The organism is Vibrio sp. 10N.222.52.C12, from assembly GCF_041474215.1.
GTDB lineage: Bacteria > Pseudomonadota > Gammaproteobacteria > Enterobacterales > Vibrionaceae > Vibrio > Vibrio crassostreae_C.
This window is the reverse complement of sequence record NZ_JBFRTR010000088.1, coordinates 45,743-69,821: the sequence shown is the minus strand read 5'-3', so window position 1 is coordinate 69,821 and position 24,079 is coordinate 45,743. Positions and strand designations below refer to the sequence as shown.

Annotated in this window: 28 protein-coding genes; 10 read left to right on the top strand and 18 right to left on the bottom strand. The window is 44.7% G+C overall.

Annotation, left to right across the window (positions count from 1 at the left end; translation table 11 throughout):
* Positions 1-281: 281 nt before the first annotated feature.
* The 13 genes from flgL to AB4623_RS16275 all read right to left on the bottom strand — a co-directional run bounded on the left by flgL (position 282) and on the right by AB4623_RS16275 (position 13,294).
* A complete protein-coding gene (flgL, locus tag AB4623_RS16335; protein ID WP_017064129.1) occupies positions 282-1,472 on the bottom strand; it encodes a flagellar hook-associated protein FlgL in 1,191 nt (396 codons plus the stop codon).
* Between the two features lie 10 nt (positions 1,473-1,482).
* Complete coding sequence (gene flgK, locus AB4623_RS16330) at positions 1,483-3,363, bottom strand: flagellar hook-associated protein FlgK (RefSeq protein WP_371720993.1); 1,881 nt, start codon at positions 3,361-3,363, stop codon at positions 1,483-1,485.
* Between the two features lie 220 nt (positions 3,364-3,583).
* On the bottom strand, positions 3,584-4,501 hold the full coding sequence (gene flgJ, locus AB4623_RS16325; RefSeq protein ID WP_017064131.1) for a flagellar assembly peptidoglycan hydrolase FlgJ: 918 nt from the start codon (positions 4,499-4,501) through the stop codon (positions 3,584-3,586).
* Between the two features lie 10 nt (positions 4,502-4,511).
* A complete protein-coding gene (locus AB4623_RS16320) occupies positions 4,512-5,603 on the bottom strand; it encodes a flagellar basal body P-ring protein FlgI (RefSeq protein WP_017062257.1) in 1,092 nt (363 codons plus the stop codon).
* 94 nt (positions 5,604-5,697) lie between these two features.
* Positions 5,698-6,474, bottom strand: coding sequence for a flagellar basal body L-ring protein FlgH (gene flgH, locus AB4623_RS16315; protein ID WP_017062258.1), 777 nt, complete (start codon positions 6,472-6,474; stop codon positions 5,698-5,700).
* A gap of 88 nt (positions 6,475-6,562) precedes the next feature.
* Positions 6,563-7,351: a flagellar basal-body rod protein FlgG gene (gene flgG, locus AB4623_RS16310; protein ID WP_017062259.1), complete on the bottom strand. Its 789-nt coding sequence runs from the start codon at positions 7,349-7,351 to the stop codon at positions 6,563-6,565.
* A gap of 21 nt (positions 7,352-7,372) precedes the next feature.
* Positions 7,373-8,122: a flagellar basal-body rod protein FlgF gene (gene flgF, locus AB4623_RS16305; RefSeq protein WP_017056855.1), complete on the bottom strand. Its 750-nt coding sequence runs from the start codon at positions 8,120-8,122 to the stop codon at positions 7,373-7,375.
* Between the two features lie 252 nt (positions 8,123-8,374).
* Positions 8,375-9,679, bottom strand: a complete 1,305-nt coding sequence (gene flgE, locus AB4623_RS16300; protein WP_017062260.1) for a flagellar hook protein FlgE — start codon at positions 9,677-9,679, stop codon at positions 8,375-8,377.
* A 49-nt stretch (positions 9,680-9,728) separates the two neighbouring features.
* A complete protein-coding gene (gene flgD, locus AB4623_RS16295) occupies positions 9,729-10,442 on the bottom strand; it encodes a flagellar hook assembly protein FlgD (RefSeq protein ID WP_010439286.1) in 714 nt (237 codons plus the stop codon).
* A 17-nt stretch (positions 10,443-10,459) separates the two neighbouring features.
* Positions 10,460-10,873: a flagellar basal body rod protein FlgC gene (gene flgC, locus AB4623_RS16290; RefSeq protein WP_004736176.1), complete on the bottom strand. Its 414-nt coding sequence runs from the start codon at positions 10,871-10,873 to the stop codon at positions 10,460-10,462.
* A 4-nt stretch (positions 10,874-10,877) separates the two neighbouring features.
* Positions 10,878-11,273 carry a flagellar basal body rod protein FlgB gene (flgB, locus tag AB4623_RS16285; protein ID WP_004736175.1) on the bottom strand — a complete coding sequence of 132 codons (396 nt, stop codon included), beginning with the start codon at positions 11,271-11,273 and terminating at the stop codon, positions 10,878-10,880.
* 255 nt (positions 11,274-11,528) lie between these two features.
* Positions 11,529-12,356, bottom strand: a complete 828-nt coding sequence (locus AB4623_RS16280; RefSeq protein WP_004736174.1) for a protein-glutamate O-methyltransferase — start codon at positions 12,354-12,356, stop codon at positions 11,529-11,531.
* Between the two features lie 11 nt (positions 12,357-12,367).
* Positions 12,368-13,294 (bottom strand): chemotaxis protein CheV, encoded by a 927-nt coding sequence (locus tag AB4623_RS16275; RefSeq protein WP_017062261.1) that lies wholly within the window; start codon positions 13,292-13,294, stop codon positions 12,368-12,370.
* 77 nt (positions 13,295-13,371) lie between these two features.
* Between AB4623_RS16275 and flgA the strand changes: the two genes are divergently transcribed.
* From flgA to AB4623_RS16260, 3 genes are all read left to right on the top strand, one after another.
* Positions 13,372-14,118 (top strand): flagellar basal body P-ring formation chaperone FlgA, encoded by a 747-nt coding sequence (gene flgA / locus AB4623_RS16270; protein WP_017064135.1) that lies wholly within the window; start codon positions 13,372-13,374, stop codon positions 14,116-14,118.
* Between the two features lie 178 nt (positions 14,119-14,296).
* Complete coding sequence (gene flgM / locus AB4623_RS16265; RefSeq protein ID WP_017062263.1) at positions 14,297-14,614, top strand: flagellar biosynthesis anti-sigma factor FlgM; 318 nt, start codon at positions 14,297-14,299, stop codon at positions 14,612-14,614.
* A gap of 66 nt (positions 14,615-14,680) precedes the next feature.
* Positions 14,681-15,106, top strand: a complete 426-nt coding sequence (locus tag AB4623_RS16260) for a flagella synthesis protein FlgN (protein WP_017064136.1) — start codon at positions 14,681-14,683, stop codon at positions 15,104-15,106.
* Between the two features lie 257 nt (positions 15,107-15,363).
* Here AB4623_RS16260 and flgP read toward each other — a convergent pair whose 3' ends face one another.
* Together flgP and AB4623_RS16250 are read right to left on the bottom strand one after the other, a co-directional pair.
* Positions 15,364-15,795, bottom strand: coding sequence for a flagellar assembly lipoprotein FlgP (gene flgP, locus AB4623_RS16255; protein WP_102428633.1), 432 nt, complete (start codon positions 15,793-15,795; stop codon positions 15,364-15,366).
* A 9-nt stretch (positions 15,796-15,804) separates the two neighbouring features.
* A complete protein-coding gene (locus AB4623_RS16250; RefSeq protein ID WP_017064137.1) occupies positions 15,805-16,440 on the bottom strand; it encodes a FlgO family outer membrane protein in 636 nt (211 codons plus the stop codon).
* Between the two features lie 192 nt (positions 16,441-16,632).
* Between AB4623_RS16250 and AB4623_RS16245 the strand changes: the two genes are divergently transcribed.
* Together AB4623_RS16245 and AB4623_RS16240 are read left to right on the top strand one after the other, a co-directional pair.
* Positions 16,633-17,766, top strand: a complete 1,134-nt coding sequence (locus AB4623_RS16245; RefSeq protein ID WP_017064138.1) for a flagellar assembly protein FlgT — start codon at positions 16,633-16,635, stop codon at positions 17,764-17,766.
* A 140-nt stretch (positions 17,767-17,906) separates the two neighbouring features.
* Entirely contained in the window at positions 17,907-18,413 is a 507-nt protein-coding gene (locus AB4623_RS16240) for a hypothetical protein (RefSeq protein WP_017062268.1), read from the top strand.
* Positions 18,414-18,541: 128 nt separating this feature from the next.
* Here AB4623_RS16240 and AB4623_RS16235 read toward each other — a convergent pair whose 3' ends face one another.
* From AB4623_RS16235 to AB4623_RS16225, 3 genes are read right to left on the bottom strand one after another with little or no spacing between them, the layout of a single operon-like run.
* Positions 18,542-19,783: an NAD(P)/FAD-dependent oxidoreductase gene (locus tag AB4623_RS16235; RefSeq protein WP_017062269.1), complete on the bottom strand. Its 1,242-nt coding sequence runs from the start codon at positions 19,781-19,783 to the stop codon at positions 18,542-18,544.
* Between the two features lie 23 nt (positions 19,784-19,806).
* Positions 19,807-20,880, bottom strand: coding sequence for a methyltransferase (locus AB4623_RS16230; RefSeq protein WP_065584069.1), 1,074 nt, complete (start codon positions 20,878-20,880; stop codon positions 19,807-19,809).
* Between the two features lie 28 nt (positions 20,881-20,908).
* Positions 20,909-21,298 (bottom strand): hypothetical protein, encoded by a 390-nt coding sequence (locus tag AB4623_RS16225; protein WP_017062271.1) that lies wholly within the window; start codon positions 21,296-21,298, stop codon positions 20,909-20,911.
* Positions 21,299-21,370: 72 nt separating this feature from the next.
* Between AB4623_RS16225 and AB4623_RS16220 the strand changes: the two genes are divergently transcribed.
* The 5 genes from AB4623_RS16220 to AB4623_RS16200 all read left to right on the top strand — a co-directional run bounded on the left by AB4623_RS16220 (position 21,371) and on the right by AB4623_RS16200 (position 24,078).
* Positions 21,371-22,120 (top strand): beta-ketoacyl synthase chain length factor, encoded by a 750-nt coding sequence (locus AB4623_RS16220; RefSeq protein WP_170962821.1) that lies wholly within the window; start codon positions 21,371-21,373, stop codon positions 22,118-22,120.
* On the top strand, positions 22,117-22,887 hold the full coding sequence (locus AB4623_RS16215) for a 1-acyl-sn-glycerol-3-phosphate acyltransferase (RefSeq protein ID WP_017064140.1): 771 nt from the start codon (positions 22,117-22,119) through the stop codon (positions 22,885-22,887). Before AB4623_RS16220 ends, AB4623_RS16215 begins: the two co-directional genes overlap by 4 nt.
* 105 nt (positions 22,888-22,992) lie before the next feature.
* A complete protein-coding gene (locus tag AB4623_RS16210) occupies positions 22,993-23,253 on the top strand; it encodes a phosphopantetheine-binding protein (protein ID WP_004736154.1) in 261 nt (86 codons plus the stop codon).
* Positions 23,254-23,263: 10 nt separating this feature from the next.
* Entirely contained in the window at positions 23,264-23,521 is a 258-nt protein-coding gene (locus AB4623_RS16205; protein WP_004739745.1) for an acyl carrier protein, read from the top strand.
* Positions 23,521-24,078 carry a septation protein IspZ gene (locus tag AB4623_RS16200; protein ID WP_017062274.1) on the top strand — a complete coding sequence of 186 codons (558 nt, stop codon included), beginning with the start codon at positions 23,521-23,523 and terminating at the stop codon, positions 24,076-24,078. The genes AB4623_RS16205 and AB4623_RS16200 overlap by 1 nt, the downstream gene beginning before the upstream one ends.
* Position 24,079: the final 1 nt, after the last annotated feature.

Genomic DNA, 24,079 nt, shown 5'->3' with positions numbered 1-24,079 from the left:
GATACAAGTTGTATGCCAAGTTTAATATCATATAAATAATTTTTTAATTATCTAAAAATCAGAAGCTTACAAACAACACTGCGCAATTATGATTTTCTACTATTAGAAGATGAAAAACATTCACCTTCCTTATTGCCGTTTTTTGCCGCTATTCTAGAAACATCATGCTTCGTACAAAAAAGCGGCAAACTGTGGCGTCATTCGCACGTATGGCATAGCACATACGGCAAGGAATCAACGCCATGGTGATCGACAAGCCACCATTAAATACCGATTGATCATTAAATATAGTTAAACAAGGTCAGGTCTTTGGTTTTGCCAAACGCTTGTTGAGAAGCTTGTAGTGCTCGAGAGTTTTCATTGAACTCAATGATCGCTTTCGAGTAATCCAAGTCTTCAAAGTTGCTTTTTGCTTTTGCTAAAGACAACTTGAAATCTTCATGTTGTTGCTCTTGAATATCCAAAGTACTCAAGCGTGCACCAACATCGGTTCTTGCCTTGGTCAAATGGATAAACGCAGCGTGGAACTCTTCAGTTACTTGGTGCAGTTTCGCTGTTGCTGATGCATCCGATACCGGGTTTTCAGCCTGCTCAGCAGCCTCTTTGAACGTATCAAAGATAGAGAAAGTCTCTCGTGGTTCTAAGGTGATCGAATCACCTTTAGTGATTTGGCCTTTGATTTGAATATTCAGCCCTTCATAAACAATGCCTGTCGAAGGATCAAAATCTTCTGCCGCAACCACTGCGCCGTCTTTTTCAAGCTGATAAGCGAAATTGCCCGTCTGCATGTCGACAAACGTCACTTTATAAGTAGACCCATCTTCATCGCTGTTGGTCGCACGCCCGAGCAATAACTCAGACGCAGGTTCAAGCTCGTACTGAGGTTCGTAGTCACCGAACGGGTTGTCTATTTCCATAAACATCTTGCTGCCCGGATCATTCATTGCCATTTCAAAGCTGCTTGCCACACGCATCTTGCGTTGGTAGTCATCACCTTGATATGTCACATTCCCTTCGTTATCTCGAAAGAAAGGCTGATTTTTCGGCTTAGTGCCTGCAAACGTGTAGTTACCCGACTCATCTTGAGAGTTGGCTAAATGCAGGAAGTTATTCGCCAGTTCTTGAATTTCACGCTTCTTAGCTAAACGGTCTTCCGGAGAAAGCGCACCGTTGATCATTTCCATCACGGTTCGTTTTGCTTCATCAGCAAAGCCTTCAGTGTTAGAAACCAATACTTCATGATGCTCAAGACGGTTTCTGACTAGAGTAATCGCATCGACATACTGTTTAAGCTGTTCTGACTGCTGACCAATGTTCTGTAAATAGTGCGTCGCTAATGGGTCATCACTTGGCGACTGTAACTTCTTACCCGAAGCAAGTTGTGCTTGGTTGTGATGCACCTTGTTCTCTTGACGGCGCAAGTCGTTTTGTACTGACTGATAATTATGGAAGCTAGAGATACGATTCAACATTTATACCTTCCTATCTCAGAGCCAAAATAGTGTTAAACGTATCATTGGCTGCTTGCATGATACGTGAAGAAGCCATATACGCTTGCTGAAATTTCATCATGTTTGCCGCTTCTTCATCGAGGTTTACTCCCGAGATAGAAGCAATACGTTCTTGAGCCGACTGTTTTTCTAATGTCGCAATATCACTCAGGCGATTTGCCGTTGAAGACTTCAAGCCCGTATTAGTATTCAAGTTGTGGTAAAGGTCTAAAATCGTAGACTCACCATCATTCAACAGCTTTCCTGTTTGAAGATCTTGTAGCTTACGCAGGTTACCGTTGTCACCTTCTGATGGGACAAGGTTTGCCGTAAACTTATCATTTGCCACCGCACCGGGTGTGAGCTCAAACGTTGTACCGTTGATGGTCACTGGCCCTTGTGGCGGATACGGTTGAGGCTGCATTAAAATGTTACCCTTCGGATCCGTCACAGCAAACTGCTCACCTTTTGGTGAGACAATCACTTCAAACTCACGCAGTTGACCTGCTTCTAGGATTTTAAATCCCGCTGTACCCTTGGCAAACGTGGTCGATGCCTCATAACTTTGCGCAGCAATGTCTTTCGGGTCTTTGGTTTCCATATGAATCTGCGCAGCAAAATTACGCGTTGGACGCAGTAACAGTTTCTCTCCTAATTCAGGAGGGTTACGTACTTCCACTCGCATGCCATCAAGATAAAAAGCACTACCGCTAGAGTCGGTCGCCATCTTAACGGTCTCACCGTTCGGCTTAGTCACGACATAATCACTGCCATCGTATTTCAGTCCATACTCACCGCCTTTTAAGGCAGAAGTATCATCAATGTATACCGCAACATCGGCTTTCGATTGCCCGCTAGCCGTGACACGAGATTTTGCCACCAGCTCTGAGTTCACGTCGGTAAACAAGTCCTTACCTACGTTGCCGTTAAGATCCAAACCTTGTTCTTGAAGACTATTGACCTCATATGAAAACGCGGTCGCCAAACGACCAAGCTCATCCATGATTGCTGGGATATGTTCGTCACGCATGTCTAGCATGGCGCCGATTTTTCCGTCGATATCACTGCTGGTGATCGGTTTTAAAGACTTACCTTCAACAATCGCTAGGCGGCGCTGATGTACATCGGGTAAGCCATCAACCATCTTCAGCTGACTCGCTTCACTACCAGAGACCAAGGTATGGCCATTACCAATATGGACATTAAACCCTTCGGCATTTGAGCGTGGTGTCACCGTAACTTTGGTGTAACCAGAAAGCTCATTAATCAACTTTTCATGCTGATCTCGTAGGTCATTATGAGGCCCAGGAGTTCGCATCATTAAACGCTGAACATCACGGATCTCGTACGCAAGTTGGTTAACTCGCTCGATACCCATATCTAATTTTTTATTCGTAGAATCAGACTGTTGACGAACTGTTTCATGAAATTCATTCAAGGTTTTAGTTACAAGCCCTGCTTTCTCTAACACGACCTTACGCGCACCCACATCATTTGGGGTATCGGCGAGAGTCTTAACGGAATCAAACCATTCGTTGAGGTTTTCTGGAATCTTCTTTGAAGCGACCGACGACAACATGCTCGACAACATATCGAGGTTGGCTTCGGTATCGCCTTTGTTGGCGGCATTGGTTGTCGATAAGTTAAGTTCTTTGACGGCAAACTGATCCCAAGAGCGGCGAACATTTTCCACATGTACCCCCATACCGTAGGATTGCCCACCGTACTGGCGCGGGTCATTCACACCTTGAATCACAGACTGGCGGCTATAGCCCTCTGTGTTAGCGTTAGAAATGTTATGACCTGTGGTGTTGAGCTGTCTCTGAGCCGTAAGAACACTTTGTGCCCCTACATTCAGAAGATCCGACGCCATAATGCCCCCAAAAAACTTAACAAAACCAGAATGAACTGATTAACTACAACCGTATATTACTAAGATAAATGCAATATATATGCCAACAAAAACAATAGGAAATTAAAAGACGATAATTTATTGAAGTGTAAGGAGATAACTATGGATTACGCGTAAGAACTGAAGGGGCGGAGAAGAAAAGAGCCTGCCAGTAGCAAGCTCTCTATGTTGATTTATGACGCTAGTTCATCTCATCAATCTTGGCTTTAACTCGTAAAACCTTGTCTGCATAGTTAGGGTCAGTTGCGTAACCAGCCTGATGAATACCTTTGATGAAATTCTCTGAATTGCCTTGATGCTGTAGCGCCGTTTCGTATCTTGGATTTTCGTTCAAGAACTTCACGTAATCATTAAAGCTATCTTCGAAATTAGAGTAAGAACGGAAGGAAGCTGACTCTTTAACGGCGGTTTTGCCATGGAACTCAAGAGTTTGAGTCGCGACCTTATCGCCCTTCCAACTTCTATCTGCTTTGATGTTAAATAAGTTATTGCTGTTGCCCAAAGAGTTCTTAACCATTTTAGAACCCCAACCCGTTTCAAGGGCAGCTTGTGCCAATAGAAGAGACGAGTCCACACCAAGCGCACTTGCCGCTTTTTCCGCGTAAGGCTTCATTGAGGTCACAAACGATTCTGGAGAATCAAAGGATACTGGCTGTTTTGCTGCTTGCGCAGGTTGAACGTCTGACGCTCGCTCTTCCGAACGGCCTGAATATTGCGGTCTTTGCAATGAAGCATCAAAGCCTTCACTGCGAACCTTCTCTTCAGACGTATCGCTTGCTTGGCCAGCGCTTAGTTGAGCCACGATCATATCTGCAAGACCTAATGAACCTGAAGCGCTTAACTCACTCGCCATTTGGTCATCTTGCATCTGACGATAGAACTGCTCGTTCTGGCTGTTCAACATATCCGACTTAAAGCTCGAGTTAGCATCGCGCATTGACTTAAACAACATCGAGGTGAAAATCGATTCAAACTGTTTTGCCGCCGCGGTTAATGCTTCTTTCTCGCTACCTTCTTCACCGTTTACCGCTTGTTGACGAAGACGGTCTAAACTACCGATGTCGTGAATAAAGCCGATGTCATTGTTATTCTTAATCATGCTTTATTCCTTAGATAATGATCAATTGGCCTTCAATCGCACCCGCTTGTTTCAGTGCTTGAAGGATTGCCATTAAATCAGAAGGTGCAGCGCCCACTTCATTGACTGCGCGTACCAAATCGTCCAGCGTTAGGCCAGGTTCAAATTTGAACATCTTACCATCGCCTTCCGTGATTTCGATATCAGAATCAGGGACCACTACCGTTTGGCCACCAGAGAATGCATTCGGTTGGCTTACGTTTAGATTTTCTTTAATTGCAACCGTCATACCACCGTGGGTGACCGCCGCCGCTTTTAGGCGAACGTGCTTACCAACCACAATCGTACCTGTACGAGAGTTGACGATGATTTTTGCAGAGCCTTCAGCAGGGTCGAACTCGATGTTTTCGATAGCCGACAAGAATGCTACACGCTGGCTGATTTCACGCGGTGCACGAACTTTTACTGAAGTTGCGTCTACCGCTGAAGCCATTTGTGGGCCTAGGAAATTATTAACCGCATCAGCCATACGCTGAGCCGTTGTGAAATCTGATTGGATTAGGTTGAAGGTGATGTAGTCACCACGACCGAATGGCGTTGGGATCTCTTGTTCAACCGTCGCACCGCTAGAGATGATACCAACGTTAGGGTTGTTACCGACAATCTTAGAACCGTCGTTACCTTGTGCACTAAAGCCACTTACCACCAAGTTACCCTGCGCGACCGCATACACTTGACCGTCTAGACCTTTCAAGAAGGTCTGTAGCAAGGTACCACCACGAAGGCTTTTTGCTGAACCGATAGAAGAAACGGTTACGTCAACTTCTTGGCCTTGCTTAGAGAATGCTGGCAGTTCAGCAGTCACAATAACAGCCGCGACGTTTTTGGTTTTTGGCTTAGTGCCGGGCGGCAATTGGATGCCAAAATTTTGCAGCATTGCGTTAAATGTTTGATCGGTAAAGGGAGTTGTCTCACCAGTACCCGGCAAGCCCGTGACCAAACCATAACCGACAAGTTGGTTACTACGAACACCCGCCACTTTTGCCACGTCTTTGATTCGCGCAGCATGGGCACTGGTGGCAAGAAATAGCATGCCGAATAGTACGAGTGTCAGTTTTTTCATTGAGTAACCTGTCTGTATTGCTTTAATTTATAATAGCTTAGCTAAATGTGGCTCAGTGATAGAGGCTGTCAGTATGTCGTCGTCCTATCAAGCTCTACAGAGATACATTAAAGAATCGTGCCAAGAATCCAGGCTCTTGCATATCTTTCTGCACGCCCGTGCCCGAGTACTGAATTCGTGCGTTAGAAACACGGTTTGAAGCGATGGTATTTTCAAAATCAATATCATCAGGACGGATGGTGCCGCTTAGGCGGATATACTCATCGCCTGTGTTCAGTGTCATCCACTTCTCACCACGAACCACTAGGTTGCCATTGGCTAATACTTCGATCACTTCTACGGTGATATAGCCGCTGATGCTGTTACTTTGGTTGGCTGACGCATCACCAGCGAAGGTATTGGTGTTGCTCAGATCGTAAGAGAAGTTGTACTTATCGATCGTCAGCTCTTGACCACCAACAGCCAGCGGCTCCATCGATGCATCATTCGACTTAGACATGTCTGCGTTGGCTTTTTTGGTCGCTCGAGTATTCTCATCTAGCGCTACAGTGATGATGTCACCAATACCACGAGGCTTTGAATCGTCATACATGCTGCCAATGTGGTTCACATTAAACAGTGAGCCCGTTGCCGCTGCATAATGCTCTGGCTTCTGCTTGGGGTTGATTGGCGCCCATGCAGGGTCACCAGCAATTGGATCGGTTCGCCCACGAAGCGTGTCGATAATTCCTGAACTTTCTTCTGCCGACTTATCGCCTTCAACCGCATCAACCACTGTGGTCGCGTTCTCTTGTGCTGGCGTCTCAATTGGATCCAGTACTGTACAACCAGTCATCGAAGCTAACAGGGCTAAACAAAAAATACGTTTCATGGCGATATACTCTCAGCAGGCAGTGGTAAATGGGTCAATTAGCAAAAACAGATAGATTAATTAAAAAAGTAAACGGCGAATAAACCAATTACAGCTGTTGGTTAACAAAGCTCATCATCTTGTCTACTGACGAGATAACTTTCGAATTCATTTCGTATACACGCTGAGCTTCAATCATGTTTACCAGCTCTTCGGTTACGTTTACGTTCGATGTTTCTAGCATCGATTGGCGGATGTTACCCAGGCCATCAAAGCCCGGTACACCCTCTTGTGGGTCGCCACTCGCGCCAGTTGGCAAGTAAAGGTTTTGACCTACTGGCTCTAGACCACCTGGGTTTACAAAGTCAGTAATGGTAATTTGACCAACCACGACGTTGTTTTGCTCGCCACGTAGACGAACCGATACTTCACCGTCGTTACCAACCGTTACCGAGATCGCGTCTTCAGGAATCACAATTTCTGGTTGTAGAGGATAACCTTGGCCCGACGTTACGATCGCGCCTTCACCGTTCAGTGTGAACTGACCATTGCGGCTGTAACCTGTTTCACCGTCTGGCATTTCAACTTGGAAGAAACCGTCGCCTTCAATCATCATGTCTAGGCTGTTAGATGTCGTTTGTGCGTTACCGTGAGTGTGCACTTTTTGAGTCGCGACGACCTTAGAACCAGCACCCAGCATCAAACCACTTGGCAGCTCAGTATTCTGAGACGATTGACCACCCGGTTGATTAATATTCTGGTAGAACAGATCTTCAAATACAGCGCGGCTCTTTTTAAAACCAATGGTCGAGGCGTTGGCAAGGTTGTTCGAAATCGTTGAGATATTGGTTTGTTGGGCGTCTAAACCCGTTTTACTTACCCATAATGCTGGATGCATAGCAATGTCCTTTAAATTCTATTAGCTCATACGAAGCAGTGAATCAGACGACTTGTCCATTTCCTCTGCTGTGCTCATCATTTTGACCTGCATTTCAAACTGACGTTGTAAGTCAATTAGGCTGGTCATTTCACCTACGGCATTTACGTTACTGCCTTCGATAGCACCTTTTAGCAACGTTACCGCTGCATCTGCTTCGTATGCCTGATCTGGGTTTTTCGAACGGAATAGACCATTCGTGTCTTTAAACAAACTTTGGTTGTCTGGACGTACAAGCTTAATACGATCAACCACGGCCAATTCTTCAGCTGGAGCGCCTTGAGGAATCACCGAAATCGTACCGTCTGTACCAATTTCTACTTTGCTGATTGGGATTGGCAGCGTGATTGGTGCATCGTTTTCACCAAGCACTAAGTGACCGCTTGCGTTGGTTAGTAAACCGTTTTGGTCAACCCTTAGGTTACCGTTACGTGTTAAACCTTCACGGCCAGTATTGTCCATCACTGAAATCCAACCATCACCTTGAATGGTAACGTCTAGATCTCGGCCAGTAGTAACCACACTACCCTGAGCGAAATTATGACCCGGACGCTCTGTCATGCTGAAAACACGAGTAGGCATGCCTTCGCCATACGCTTGCATTGAACGTGCCTGTGCTAAATCAGCACGGAAACCCGTTGTACTTACGTTGGCAAGGTTGTTTGCACGTAGCTGCAAAGCTTGCATATTTTGCTTAGCGCCACTCATGGCAAGAAACAGTGCGCGATCCATAATTTTGCTCCAAAAATCATCTTCTGGGGCTAATAAAGCAAACACTGTGCCAATATTTTTAACTGTTATTTATCAATAATTTAAATAGAAAACAAACGAAGATGGGTGATCGTCAAAGGATCATTGAGGAATAATTGTTGCCAGAGGCATTACCGGGCGGCAATAGGGGCGGCAAATAAGAAGACAAACAACAATACCCAATTCAATAACATTGAATTGGGTATTCGCAGATGATTCAAACGCTCGAAACGATTAACGAATCTGAAGAATATTCTGTTGTAGCTGGTTGTGTACTTCTAGAGAACGCGAGTTCGCTTGGAAGTTACGTTGAGCAGAAATCAAATCAACCAGTTCTTGAGTCATATCGATGTTCGACTGCTCTAGCGAGCCGTTGTTGATGCTACCAAATGAACCTTTGTTCGATTCACCCCAGATCTTGTCACCAGAGTCGTTGGTAGAATCCCATTGAGTACCGCCTTTCTTATCCAGACCTTGCTCATTTGGTACACGAACCAAGCCTACACGGCCAAGCATCACGTTTTCACCATTTGAGTAAGTACCTAGAACACTGCCGTACTCATCGAAATCGATTTTTGTTAAGAAACCTGTTGTCGCGCCATCTTCATCAAACTTAGTCAATTCAAACGGAGCGGCAAACTGAGTTGACGAATCTAGACCAAACTTAAGCACTTGAGTTGGATCAGCACCGTTCAAGTCAATTGGGTTCGCGCCAGCACCCAGTGGTTCCGAGTTAATCGGCTGACCATTGTTTAGGCTTGCTAACGTACCGTCATTGTTGAACTTCATTGTGTGACCAACATGACCTTGTGCATTCGTCGCATCACCACCAGTAATGTTGACCGGCTTTTCACCGTTCTCATCTGACATGGTGTAGTACGTTTGCCAAGTGTTTGGTTGAGTCTGATCTTTGAGGTAGTAAGTCGTTAACTTGTAAGACTGACCCATAGAATCGTATACCGTCGAAGACGTTGCACGGTTATAAGTATCAGCATCTTTGAAGTTAAATGCAGCCGGGTCTTTAAGATCACCGTTTGCAGGAAGGTTAACCCCTACTTCAATGTTTTCTGTCTGTTTTGGTTTACCAAACTCAGCAGGAATGTCGAGAGGCTTTGGCGCATAAGAAAGAACTTCCCCCGAGTTTGGATCAACATCGTAACCTAAAAGAAACTCATCATTAGCGGTAACCATGTAGTTGTCTTTGTTTAGGTGAAATGCACCATTACGCGTTAATTCGTTAATCTCTGGCACCATGCGGTCTTTAGATACTGCAAAGAAACCTGTACCACTTACACGTAAGTCCATTGGGTTGTTCGTATAAATACTTGAACCTTCGTGGAACTGTTGCGCCACTTGGCTAGCTTGCGCACCGCCACCTGCCGTCGTTTTTGCGTTAGTGAACAACGAGCTTGAGTAAACATCACCAAACTCGGCACGAGACTCTTTAAAGCCAAATGTGTTCGCGTTCGCAATGTTGTTACTGGTTGTATTAAGGTCTAATTGTGCAGCGGATAGGCCGCTTAAAGCTACATATGACATTCCATTATTCTCCTAATCTATCTAGCTAGCATAGTCACTCAATAAAGAGCTACGCTTTACCAACTTCTAGTACTTCAGCAAGTCGTACTGGCGATGTGAAACCAGCCAGATTGAGTAGTACGTTGCCATCGCCCTTACCAAGAAGCACACTGTTCACGTTCGCATAACTGGAAACTTGGAACTCTGTGTTCTCGCCATCCAGCAAACCCGACGCTTTCACGTTGTATTTACCGGCCGGCAATGGGTTACCGTCTTCGTCTTTTCCGTCCCATTCAACACGTGTATCACCAGATGGTTTAGAGCCGATATCAAATGTGCGAACCAATTGGCCAACTTCGTTCTCAACACGGACCATTACATTGTCCATTGCCTGAGGAAGCTTAACCATTGCCGCCATACCGCCATCACCGGGTTTTACACCTGCCGCACCAGGAACCAATACATCACGCCCAACTAAAGAGGAGGCCTGAAGAGCTTGGTTAGAGGTCATTGATGAATTCAAGCTTTCAAACTGTGTATTCATTTTGCCAATGCCATCTACGGTCGCAAATGAAGCCATTTGCGCAATCATCTGGTCATTGCTAACCGGCTTGAAAGGGTCTTGTTGTGCTAGTTGCTTAGTCAACAAAGATAAGAAGTCTTCTTGTTTAAGATCCTGCTTACCTGTTGTTTCGTCGGGCTTTTTAGCGCCATCTTGAAGACTCTTCAGCTGGTCAACATAGGACAAGCCGCTTTGACCAACATTGTTGTTGATTCCAGCCATGTGCTACCTCCTTATCCTTATTGACCCATCTGCAGCGTACGCAGCAGCATTTGTTTACTCGAGTCAGCAACCTGTACGTTTGTTTGGTACGCACGTGATGCCGAAATCATGTTTGCCATTTCTTCCATAACGTTGACATTAGGCTTGTAGATATAGCCTTCGTTGTTCGCTAATGGGTGATCCGGGTTGTACTCCGCGCTTAGCGGCTTATCGCTTTCCACAATACCTAATACTTTCACAGGCACAGTGTGACCACTGTTGCGTGCTTTATTTAACTCAGCGCCGAACACTGCGTGACGAGCCTTGTAAGTTTCTTCAGCAGAACTACTTACACTGTCCGCGTTCGCAAGGTTGCTCGAGGTCGTATTTAGACGAACAGATTCAGCACTCATCGCAGAACCAGTCACATTGAATACATTGAATAAACTCATCTAATTATTCCCCTTTAATCGCTTTAGTTAAATTCTTGAACTTACTTCCTAAGAAGTCGAGAGAGGCTTGATGCCTAATTTGGTTTTGCATGAAAAGGTTTCTTTCCAAATCCAAATCAACCGTGTTGCCATCTCCTGTATCAGGTTGGGTAGGAATGCGATACTTCGTTTCCCCGTTCACCGTTGTTGAGGCAGAAATGTGCCGACCATCTGTACGGCTAAGACCAATGCTTGCCCCAGAACTTGCCGCTTGCAGTGATTTCTTAAAGTCTAATCCCTTTGCTTTATACCCAGGCGTGTTTGCTTGCGCGATATTGGTGGAAAGCACCTCAGCGTTACGCTCACGTACACCAACTGTGTGCTGGTGAATGCCCAAAGCATTGTCAAAAGAAATAGCCATGTAAACCTCAACTCAAGAACTGACTGTTATGAAATAACCAAAGCAATATATATACCAACTTTTGAAACAAGGCGGTCTATCAATGCTTTTACAGGTTACTCGTGGGTAAACTTGCAATAAACAAGCCAAAAAATAGAGTAAATTGGAATGTCACTCTGACTTAAAGATATAGCTTAAGCAGGAAAAAGAAAACCCAGCACTTGGCTGGGTTTTAAATTTAGACGGTAACCTTACACCTAATATCGGTGCCGCTCGTTACTTTAATTTGTAGATGATGCCTGGATTACAGCGAACCATTTCAAAACGATCCGTTAAGCCTGTTAGTGATTCCGACGCACCTAATAGCAGGTAACCACCTGGGTTGAGGCTATTTGCCATCTGGTTAAGTACCTTTGACTTCATATCAGGTGAGAAGTAGATCAGCACGTTACGACAGAAAATGATGTCGAACTTGCCTAACAATGCATAGCTGTCCATCAAGTTCTGAGGGCGGAAGTTCACCATGCGCTTGACGTTATCTTTCACTTTCATACGGCCATCGCCCGCATCTTCAAAGAAAGTACGACGGCGCTCTGGAGAAAGTCCACGTCCCAATGCAAGGTTGTCGTAAGCGCCAGTGCGGCACATATCCAACATACTTGCTGAGATGTCAGTTGCGGTAATCGATACATTTGGCAGCATACCTGGCTTACGAGCTTGAGTTTCAAGAATCGTCATTGCCATTGAGTATGCTTCTTGGCCTGAAGAGCTTGCCGCAGACCAAATCTTAATAGGACGTTTATTTGCCGCTATTTCCGGTAGAAGCTTATCCGCAAGCACAGCAAACGGGTAAGTATCACGGAACCAAAGTGTCTCGTTCGTCGTCATGGCATCGACAGCAGCCACACGCAGCTCACGGTTTCGACCTGTTACTACATCTCTCAACAAATCAGACAAAGAAGCTAACTTAAACTTCGTTACTAATGGGCTTAGACGACTGCGCACTAAATACTGCTTGCTGTCACCTAATACAATGCCACATTGAGATTCTAAGAAACGGCTGAAATCGCGATACTCTTGATCACTTATTGTTATAGCAGTCATTAATGTCTCTTTTAGTTAGTTAACGCAGCTTTTACAGCTGCACCAAGCTCATCTGGGTTGAATTTAGCGATGAAGGAGTTAGCTCCAACACGCTCAACCATGGCTTGGTTAAATACACCACTCAACGATGAGTGTAAAATTACGTATAAATCTTTAAGTTCGGCGTGACGACGAATCTCAGCAGTCAGCGTGTATCCATCCATTTCTGGCATTTCGATATCAGAAATCACCAATGAAATCTGATCGTAAATACTGCCTTCTGATGACATCTGCATCAGCTTCTCATAGGCTTCTTTACCATCCTTCACCGAGATAACTTCAAAACCAATCGACTCAATAGCACGCTGAACCTGCTTACGAGCAACGGTCGAGTCATCAGCAATCAAGATGCGGCGAACCAGTTCTTTCTCTTGTTCTACTTTCGCAATATCTTCAGCAATCTTGCTATCCATTGTTTCATCAACAGGAGAAATTTCTGCAAGGATCTTCTCAACATCAAGAATTTCTACCAATTCATTATCAATGTTGGTTACCGCTGTCAGGTAGTTAGCTCTACCTGCGCCATCTGGCGGCGGAAGAATCGATTCCCAGTGCATGTTAATAATGCGCTCAACTGAACTTACCAAGAAACCTTGAATGGTTCGGTTAAACTCAGAGATAACCACAAAACACTTTTCAATATCCGTTGTAGGACGGCCACCAATCGCTAAGCTCAAGTCGATCACAGAGATCGTTTGGCCACGAATGTGTGCTACACCTTTAACCAGTGGGTTCAAGTTTGGCATCTTTGTCAGCTTAGGGCATTGCAGCACTTCTTTTACTTTAAAGACATTAATGCCGTAACGCTGACGCCCCATTAGGCGAAAGGTTAGTAATTCTAATCGGTTTTGACCGACGAGTTGCGTACGCTGATTCACCGAATCAAGAATACCCGTCATGAGCTCATCTCCATATCAAACTTTTTTGTATAAAAAGTGTTAGTCTACTGCAGGCTACGAACCACCAGAGAAACGGAATGACGTATTATAAAACAAATTTGCCACCTCTTTCCATAGCAATGTGTAGAGCTACTTTTAAAACTGTCGCTAAGTTTATCGGCATTTTATCAATATTGTTTAGTTTTTTTGTACAAGCTGCGACCCCAGAACAAATTGAGATGATTCAGTCTGCAGCGGAGCAACATATCCTTGATACAGTTGAGCAGCCACAAGGTGGCGAACTCTTTGTTAATTCAGCAAATGTTGACTCAAGAATCAAAGCGACAGACTGCCCAGTGCCTTTAGAGACCAGCGCTTCAACGACCACCAATACCCGCAGCAGTATTACGGTTTTAGTGCAATGTGTTCCTGATGAGTGGCGAGTTTATGTACCGGTGCGCCTTTCGATGTCGGTGCCTCTTGTCACCACCACTCGCTCACTCGCGAGAGGCGAAATCGTCGGTCAATACGATGTCACCACCGCTATGATTTCTCTTAACAAGTTTCGTCGCCAAGGTTTCACAGCTCCACATCAGGTCATCGGCGCTAAGGTAAAAAAGAACCTAAGACCGGGCGATGTTGTAGAAAGAGGTGATATCTGTGTCGTGTGCCGAAACGAGAAGGTTATCATACAGGCAGTAAAAGGTGGCATGACCATTACCACCAAAGGAACTGCGCTTACCGATGGCTCTATGGGTGATCAAGTAAGAGTGAAAAATGATAAATCACAGCGTATAATTGAAGGGATTGTTACCAGCATGTCTGAAGTCACGGTTTACTTTTAACTCTTTACTTCTAAATTGACGGTATCGTTAGCGATTTCACCCTCAACTCTAACGCCAAATATAACGGCTGCGGTGTTTTGTCCCTTTTCGACTATTGAGCTAAAAATTGCTAAAGTATTCGAACCCTTGGTCGATATTGACTGTACAGGTTCCCATTTTTGAAGAAAAAGGCTTAACTATGGCAGGCATTGATAATATTCGTTCAGGGCAAACCCTAACGACCACTAACCGATCAGCAGTACGCTCTGATTCTAGTTCTGAGGCATCACGCTCTGATGTATCAACTAAATCACCAGCAAGCAAAGATGCGGTTTCACTGAGCCAACAAGGCAAAGCGATTGGTCAGCTCCACCAAGATATGGCAGCACAGCCAAGCTTTGATTCTGTGAAAGTAGCAGCGATCAAAGAAGCAATTGCGAATGGTTCATACACTGTCGATCCAGAGAAACTGGCTGACAACATGATCAAGTTCGAAGATGAATTAAAAGGCCTTTAAGAAAACACTAACTTTTCATTGAAGTTATTGTCTTAAAGTACTCGAGGTTATGAATAGGTTTACGTTATGGCGGCACTAGCAGATTTAGTTAATTTTCAACTTCAAAATGCCAAAGCCTTATCTGAATTACTAAGTTCAGAGAAAACCGCTATTACGAGCCGACAATCAAACGATATTGAGCGAATCGCCAAAGAAAAAGTGGTCCTAGTTGAACAACTAAGATCAACCGATCAGCGAATCGCAGCCCATACCAATATCTCAGAACTGACCGAGAACCCTGAACTTGCTCAGTTAGTCACTAAGATCCAGTCGATAGTGCACGATTGCCAGCAAGCGAACCTTGTTAATGGCGAAGCCTTGAATCGAGCACACCTTAGCTTCAAAAAACTCAGCAATATGATGCAGCAAAGCCACGGCAAAATTGGCATGACCTACAATGCCGGTGGTCAAACGCATACTATCTCTACGCTGGGAACCAACGTAAAAGCCTAGTTAAGTTAACTCTTCCTCTTCAGTAATACCCCTTGTTAACCGTTTATCTGTATCTCAGACTATTCCTGTCGTTATCTTTTATTAAAACACCTAATCAGCCTTTGAACGCCCTGACAAAATCGATAAACAAAAAAGCGGCAAGTATTTTCATACTTGCCGCTTTTACATTCATATTAGTTATTGGTTGCCGATACGCCATCTGGAAAACGAAAGCAGCCAATATAACTGGATAGTCCTATCGCTAGACGCCCCTTGGGCTAGAACAGCGTTTGTTGTCTCTTTTCAGGTACAGGTTGAACTTCACCGTAATTACGTAGCTGTTCCATCTTACGGATATCAAGCTGAAGCTCAGTAACATAGCTATCGCCCACAGGGTAGCTGCGTACCACTTCTGCACCGCGGATTACGCCATCAACCGCACCAGAAGTACGTTCCGTACCAAGGCGTTGATCTTCCAACTCTGCCCGACCACTCACTCGCATGCCGTAAACCTGTTCAGCAAGCTCACGATAAGCATCGATCTTAGAGGCTCTCATCGCGCGGATACGTCTCTCTTCGTCGTTACGACCTTTCTGCTCACTGATACTCGCATAGCCAACAGCCACTAAGAAATCATCAGGTCTCATGCTCTGCAATGGCTGACAGCCAACAAGCAATAAAGCGGCAACAACAAACATTAACTTCTTCATCTCGAACTCCTAAGGGCGAAGAATAACAGTATAAGGCTGACTGATCGTTGGATCGGAACGAATGATCACGCCATCTTGAGTTCGAATACTGTTTAGAGTATCTAGGTCACGACCAATACGGTCTGCAGGCAAGAAGCCTTGTGCCGTCGCCACGACAATGCGAGTTTGCATGCCAACAACACGAGCATTGACTAACACACCACCTTCTTGGCGAAGCATAGTGCCTGTCAGTACGTACTGTACGTCTTGTTCTTGAGCTAAGTCTTTCCAATCGCGGCTTAACGCAAAGTCACCTTGATGAGTCACTTGAATAGAACCTGTTGTTTTGAAATCAACAACCTTGAAGCCACGACGCTGAAACTGATGAATGAAACCTTCTGATACCGAGTTTCCTAGCCAGTTCGTTGTGTCCATGTGTTGCAGGTCAACAAACGACGTAATCGCTATCGGAGTTCTTGCTGAGATACTCGTATTCGAAATGATCAGATCTTCGGTCATACTTTCCACGAAGAAATCCATGGTATGACGAGGGCTATCCATCAACATAAACTGACTGCCTGAATATTCAGACTTGCCGTTATAGATTGGCGAATAAGCGCATGAGGTCAACAACATGACACTCATTACTACGAGCCATTTTTTCATTCTCTTATCTCCAGATAGGTTTAGTGCTCCCTGTTCCAATATGTTCTCACCATTATTCTTTTCAATGGATTACAATGTTGGAACAGTCTTTGCTTTTCATTAATGGTTCAGATTAAGAAAAACGCACTTAAGTCAGCTTCAAGCTTATAGTTATTTGTTAAGCAATATTTATACCCAACTGGTAACGAATAGATGAAAAAAATAATTTCTTACTTATTTTCAATAAGTTCACTGATAACCATAAGCTTCAGTGCTCATGCCTCTTGGTATGAAGTTACCGGTACCGCAGCCATCGTATCCTCAGAGGAAACGGCAAGGGTTCATGCTCTGGAAGACGCGGTATATAAAGCGATCCAGTTCTCAGGTGCTGATATTGGTAGTATCTCCAACCTCACGCCGTACCTCGACGCAAACAAGAAAGAGTTTCAATTTACCAATCATGAAGTGCGCTACATCTTGGTAGAGAAAGAGAAAAAACGCAGTGGCAATATAATGATCACCGCAAGGATCGATATCTATCCTTCGGCAAATGCTTGCCATGAGAGCCAATACAAGAAGACATTTTTAGTCGGCAACATTGATGTGACCTCCCCTCAGCAAGCTGTAATGGGCAGAATCTATAACATTGGTGATGATTTTGGCCATGTCGTGGACCGACAGCTGGCGCAAGAGTCTCGCAGCTTTGTTTCCGTTGGCACGACCAATTACGATATCGACAAGCGTCGACCAGAGGTGATCAAGATGATCGCCCAAGACACTGGCGCGCAGTACATCATTGGTGGCGACATTACCGATTTAACCGCGACCATCGAATCCAAGCTTTTGAAAGACGACATCATCAATCGTCAGTTTGCGTTAGAGATGCAAGTCTTCGATGGTAAAACAGGACATCAGGTTTACAACCGTAGCTATCGTGAAGTGGCAAAGTGGCCATTTGCTAAGACCAGTGAAGTGGACACCCGCAGTGCTCGTTTCTGGGCATCAACCTACGGCAGTATGATGCTGCGTGTTAGCCGCAATATTATGTTGGACTTGGAATCTGAAGTGTCATGTAAGATCACGCTTCCAGAGGTGGCAGCGGTATTTGGTAACACGGTGACCATTGATTTAGGTCGAATGCATGGTGTTCAACAAGGTGACAAACTGCAACTGTGGCACACAGGTTCGTTTATCGACCAACGCGGCTTGCCACGTAATAAGGTATCTCAAAGCGATATCACACTGACCGTTTCTCGCGTTTATGAAAACGAAGCAGAACTGACGATCGACCAACCAAGCCTTGCTGGAAGCATTCAAATTGGTGATGTGATGCAGAAAATCATGTAGTTAGCGACACGCCCGCCTCACAGTTTCTAATAAAGCCTTAGCACTTTTGTTAAGGCTTTATTTTTTTTCATGGGTATTAGTTTCGGTTTTGCAGTATTTGGCGTAATCTTATTAATAACATAATCATCACTTAGCAAACTATGAGTCAGAATAATCTAATTGGTGCTACCGGTTACCGCTTTATCTCGAAAGGTAAAACCGCTTTTAAGATCCACATTCATACTCCCGAAGATACGGTGTTGCATCGGTCGGTCGGTTTTGTTCGTATGGGTGAAGACAAAGCACTGAAGAAAACCATTAAATTAAGAGATGAACTGGGCAGACAGCTATGGGGCAAATTTTGGCCCAAAGTCCTCAAAGAGCCCTACCTGATGACGCGCCTGCCTCATAGTCTAGAACCCAAAATTGTATTCAAACCAAATCCAACTCAGAGTGATCCCGAACACCGCGACGAATGCTACATCGCTAAGTGGCGTGTATTCTCTGAGAATGGTGACTACAAGTACAAAACCAAGGTATGTTCAATCAGAAAGCACGGCAGACTTGCCGCTTATAGCCAAACCAAACGTGCGCTGCTTGATGCTCACAAAGACGTAATTGATCTACTTATATTTATGGGACGATTGAACAGCATCGACTTAAAATAGGCTTAAATCCGATTAAGCTGACCGCCCATATTTTTCAGATACAAAAACAGCCGCACATTGCGGCTGTTTTTAATTTATGACGATCCATCGTGGCAATTTAGAGTATTGCTACATACAAAATCGATTACCTAGTTTCGGCATATCTCAGCCAGTGTCGCCAATCGGCGCTTAGACTCTTTCACATAAGGGTTGGCTTGATCCCATGCGTAACCCGCCAGAATTGAGCACACCATCTGCTTAATCTTTGGATTTGGATCTTGATAGAAAATCACATCCTGCAAAGTACCTGAGTACCACCCCTCAACATACGTTCTAAAGGTGTTTACACCAACCATCAAAGGAGCGGCATAATCGCGTTCCCAATCTACCTTCTCACCGTTAAGTTGCTTTTCGACACACTCAACCGCAAACTGTGCCGACTTCATCGCAATCGTCACGCCTGACGAGAACACCGGGTCAAGGAACTCGCCGGCATTGCCAAGCAACGCGTACTTATCCGTCGCCAAATGTTTTACATTGGCAGAATAGCCACCAATTTCACCCGCAGGGTTTGGATACTCGGCGCTTGCCAGTATCTCAGCCAAGCCCGGCTCTTCCGCTGCCAGCTGTTTAATTGCAGCAATCTTGTCTTCTGGATAGGACTCAAAGAACTTAGGCTCTCCTACGACACCAAACGAAGAGACACCGTTACTAAACGGGATCAACCAATACCAAACATCAGGGTTGGTTGGATGCACAGAGATAAGAATTTTATTTCGGTCATATTCAAGATCGGTATCCACCTCTGCAATATGATCGTTAATGTGCGTAAAAATAGCTTTGCGTGGAGGGAGCGATGACGGCTCTGCCAAGTTAAGCATTTTTGGTAGCACTCGACCAAAACCACTGCCATCCAGAACGTATTGCGCTTCTATCTGATAACGCTCTCCACCCAGCACTTGTACATCTAAAATGGTGCTGTCGTCGGTGAAATTAATGCCCATTAACTCATGTTGGTAATCAATGCAGACACCCTGCGCCTCAGCCGTATCTGCCAAAACCTTATCAAAGGCACCTCGCTGAACCTGAAACGTAGTTCCAGGGCCAGAAGAGAACTTGTCTTCAAAATTAAACGCCGTATAAACGCCATTTTTGCGAAAGGCAGCGCCATCTTTGTATTGGAAGTTAGCGTTGATCACTGCGTCAGTCATCCCAGCCTGTTCAATCACTTCCATACAAGCTGGTAATAGGCTTTCACCAATAGAAAAGCGAGGGAATACGCTCTTTTCAATCACTCGAACATCGATGCCTTTTTTATGAAGTAAAGACGCAGCAATAGACCCTGATGGCCCAGCTCCGATGATCACCACTTGAGTTGATAGTTTTTTCATTATTTAAGCCATGTTTGTTATTTTTATTGCGCGCCAGCTTTCAATTCAAGAAGCGTGTGACCAAGACCGATATCGTCGGTGCGAGTTACCACTTCAAAGCCCGCTTCTTCAACGATCTCTAAGAAATCTTCACTGCGGTAAAAACGGCTGTTGCCATTGGCCAAGCAGGTAAAGTAGAGAGACGTCGCGTTTAAGCTATAAGAAGCCGCATCGTATTTCTGTGCATCCCAAAACAGTTCAAGGATATAGACAGTCGCGTCTTCTGACATATGAGAGCGAACGCGCTTTAATATGCTCAGAATCTCCATTGGCGAGAAACAATCAAGGAACTGACTCATCCACCAAACATCCGCGCCCGTTGGCAGAGTTTGCTGTTTATCGAGCATATTCGCTGGGAATGGCGTGACTCGCTCTTGATGACCATGCTTTGCCGCGTTTGCCATTGCCATTTCTAGCTGCTGTGGCAAATCAACAATCGTCACCTCAACGTCCGCATCATGGTTGCAGCATTGCATCGCCCACTTACCCGTGTTGCCGCCGATATCCACCAGCGACTTAGGTTTCTTGCTGAAGACTTTTTCAAGTAACACAGGGAACGAGCGATCCGAATAGAAGTGATCAAACTTGAACCAACTCTCTTTTGCTTTTTCTGGCAATTGAGACAAGCCTTGGTAAATGGTTTCCCAATCACCCAACTCTTTCAAGCCTGCAGGTGTCCCTTCTTCAATCGCTTCTGTTAGATGCATCATCGCGGCATAACAAACATCGGCTGTGAAATCCATGTTTGCGTTAGTCATACCATCATGCAGAAGGTAGAAACCAAGGTTAGCCATTTTGTAGTTAGGCTTTTCCCAAGTCACAATATGAGCACTTAACGCCATATCGAGCAGGACTTTCACGCCGTACTCAGAGACACCGGTCGATTCAGAGATAGACTCTGCTGGTAAACCCTCGTTGCCCGCGTCATCTAACGCTTTCAAAATGCCTAAATCACGAAGTGTACGAGCAGTATGAAAAACAATCGGAGCGAAAGACAATTTCTGCGCTTCTGTTTTTGCTTCTAATGCGTTGAATGGATCTAATTTATATTCCGACACGAAAAACCTAACTTTAAATAATAGAGAGTTACTCAGCTGCCATTTGCGCAAGCTTACGTTTAATATCAACGTTTAAGTTATTAACCCAACGGTTGTAATTACGGTGTATTTCACCATCGTCGTACTTCAAATTCTCTGATTCAACGTAAAGAATAGAGTAAAACTTATCACTATAAGGAATTTCAACCACAGCGTGGTGCGAACGAACATACAATTCAGCGCGGATCAAACCAGGCTTTATTTCTGAAACCAACCAGCCTCGATTTTCAGCAGATTCAGAAATAGCTGATTTAACCTGTTTACTTTGAAGATTCAGTGCAACTGGAGTATCCTCAACATTCATTACAGGTTGGACGCGTCCACATCCTGCAAGAACGAATATGAATAACATTGAAACTGCTATTTTTAGTAATTTCATTTAAATTCCTTATCTGTGTTTATTTATAAGCGCGCATAGTATTTAGTTAGACTCAAAGCAAATCAATACTCTATGTCAAATCAATCCCAATTAATGTCGTTTAATATTGAGAAATGGTCTGCAAATTCGGCTGGTCTCAATTCTGTTGCCCAATGGCAAGCGTGGAGCACTAATTTAGATTGGCCACAAGATGGCTCAACTGAATTTAAAGCGATCCCACCGATGATGCGCCGCCGAATGAGCCTACAAAGTAAATTGGCCGTTCAAACTGCATTGACACTCTTAAAAGACAACTCGATTGATTATCTGGTTTTTGCCAGTCGACATGGTGAACTGCACCGAACCGCAACCTTGATCCAGTCGATATTGGAAGGTGATGATGCCTCGCCAATGGCGTTTTCACAGTCCGTGCATAATACAGCTGCAGGGTTAACTACCATCGCAGCGAAAGCACCAATCCCTCTGACCTCTATTGCGGCCGGCCAAGATACTTTCCACAACGCTCTGATCGAAGCTTATCTTTACCTACATCAGTACCCGTCACATCGTGTACTCGTCATTGACTTCGACCAGCCTTTGCCTGAGCTTTACCAAGAATACGAAACACAAGACTATACGGATTATGCTCTGGGCTTAGTGCTCAGCGTTGGCAGTGAATATTCTATTACTAGAACAGTAGAAGCCAACCAAGCACCTTCCGTGTTACCACAAGGGCTACAAACGCTCCAACATATCTTATTGGGCGCAAATAAGTGGGCTATTGCTGGCAAGCACCAAACTTGGTCTTGGGTAAATAACACCGAGACAGGTCCACAATCATGAGCAAAATCGACCAATATTGGCGAGTATTCGCGACAGGGCTGTGCTTTACCATCTTTGGTCTAGGTGGCTTAGTATTAAGCTTCTTAATCTTACCCACTATCGCGCTAACGACTTCCAACACCATTAAAAGAGAGCTTAAAGCACAGCGATTGATTCGTTTCTCATTCAACGCCTTTTGCCAAATCATGAAGTTCACCGGAGCAATCGATTACCGAATTGATGGTGCAGAACTACTGCGTAACGACCGTAACTGCATTATCGTCGCCAACCACCCAAGTTTGATTGACTATGTGCTGATCGCCTCTCAACTTCCTCAATGTGATTGCCTCGTCAAAGCGGCCATTTGGGAAAACCCTTTTATGAAAAGGATTGTCAAAGCGGCAGGTTATATACCGAACCAAGCCCCTGACGATCTTTTAGAGCGCTGTGAAGAACGCTTCTCACGTGGCAATGTCATGCTGATTTTTCCCGAAGGAACTCGCACAACGCCAGGAATTGAACCATCCTTACAGCGTGGGGCGGCACAAATCGCGACTCGAACACAAACCGATTTACGCGTGATTCATATTACGGTTTCTCCGACATTCTTAACGAAAGAGAAAAAATGGTATCAAGTTCCTGCGTCGAAGCCCTTTTTTCATGTCGCGGTGAAAGGTAAAATAGAAGTCGAACCATTTATTGAAGGCTCAAATAATTTAACTTCGGCAGCAAGGCGCCTTAATCATCATCTTGCACAAACAATTTTCCCTTCCGAAGAAAACATTTAGCGTATCAATAACATAACAGGCGATATCGGCATTTCGAAAATACCTCATATAATGTAGAATCGCCCCCTTAAAGCAGCATTCAGATAAAGCATTAAGTAGGCCAAAGTGGAAACATTACACAACGAACTGAAACAACTGATCATCGACGCATTGAACCTTGAAGACATGAGCATTGATGAGATTGAAACGGAAGCTCCACTATTTGGTGATGGACTTGGACTAGACTCTATCGATGCCCTTGAGCTTGGCCTTGCTATCAAGAAAAAGTACAACATTGTTATCGATGCAGATGATTCAAACACTCGACAGCACTTTGCGTCAGTTGAAAATCTAGCGAACTACATCTCTTCTCAAACGAATAACTAGACAGATCTTTATGACACAAGCTAACCAACAAGAAGTATACAACCAGGTTAAAGATGCGCTTATTGAGCTGTTCGAGCTTGACGCTGAAGATATCACCCCTGAAGCTCATCTCTATCTTGATCTAGACCTAGACAGCATTGATGCCGTTGATTTGGTCGTTCACCTACAGAACGTCACAGGTAAGAAGATAAAACCTGAAGAGTTCAAAGCAGTGCGCACCGTTAATGACGTTGTCGAATCTGTGGTTGAACTATTGAAGGACGCCTAATGCGTCCTCTGCTGACTTTACTGTCGGCAATTATACTTTTCACTTATCCAATAGCGGTTTACTTTGGACTCAACAAGTTTGGCTTACAAACCGTTGGTATTGCCTTAGCCGCTATCTTTGCTGTACGCATTTTCACCGGCGGTCAGGCTAAAATCAAAGAGCTAAAACACCTAGCTTGGATCAGTGGAAGTGCCGGTATTGTTCTGCTGGCTTTAGGCTTAGCCTTTAAGCAACACGGCTGGCTAACCTATTATCCCGTTATCGTTAATGTTTGTATGCTGGTTGTATTCGCTTCGAGCCTATGGCAACCGCAAACGATTATCGAACGTCTTGCTCGCCTTCAAGAGCCTGAACTTCCGCAAAGTGGCGTTGATTACACACGAAAAGTCACCAAAGTGTGGTGCTTGTTCTTTGTTATCAATGGCTCTATTGCCCTTTACACCTGCTTCCAACCGCTAGAAGTATGGACCCTATACAATGGCTTACTCAGCTATCTGTTTGCAGGGTTACTCTTTGCAGGAGAGTGGGTAGTAAGACAGCGCATTCGTCAGAGTTAAA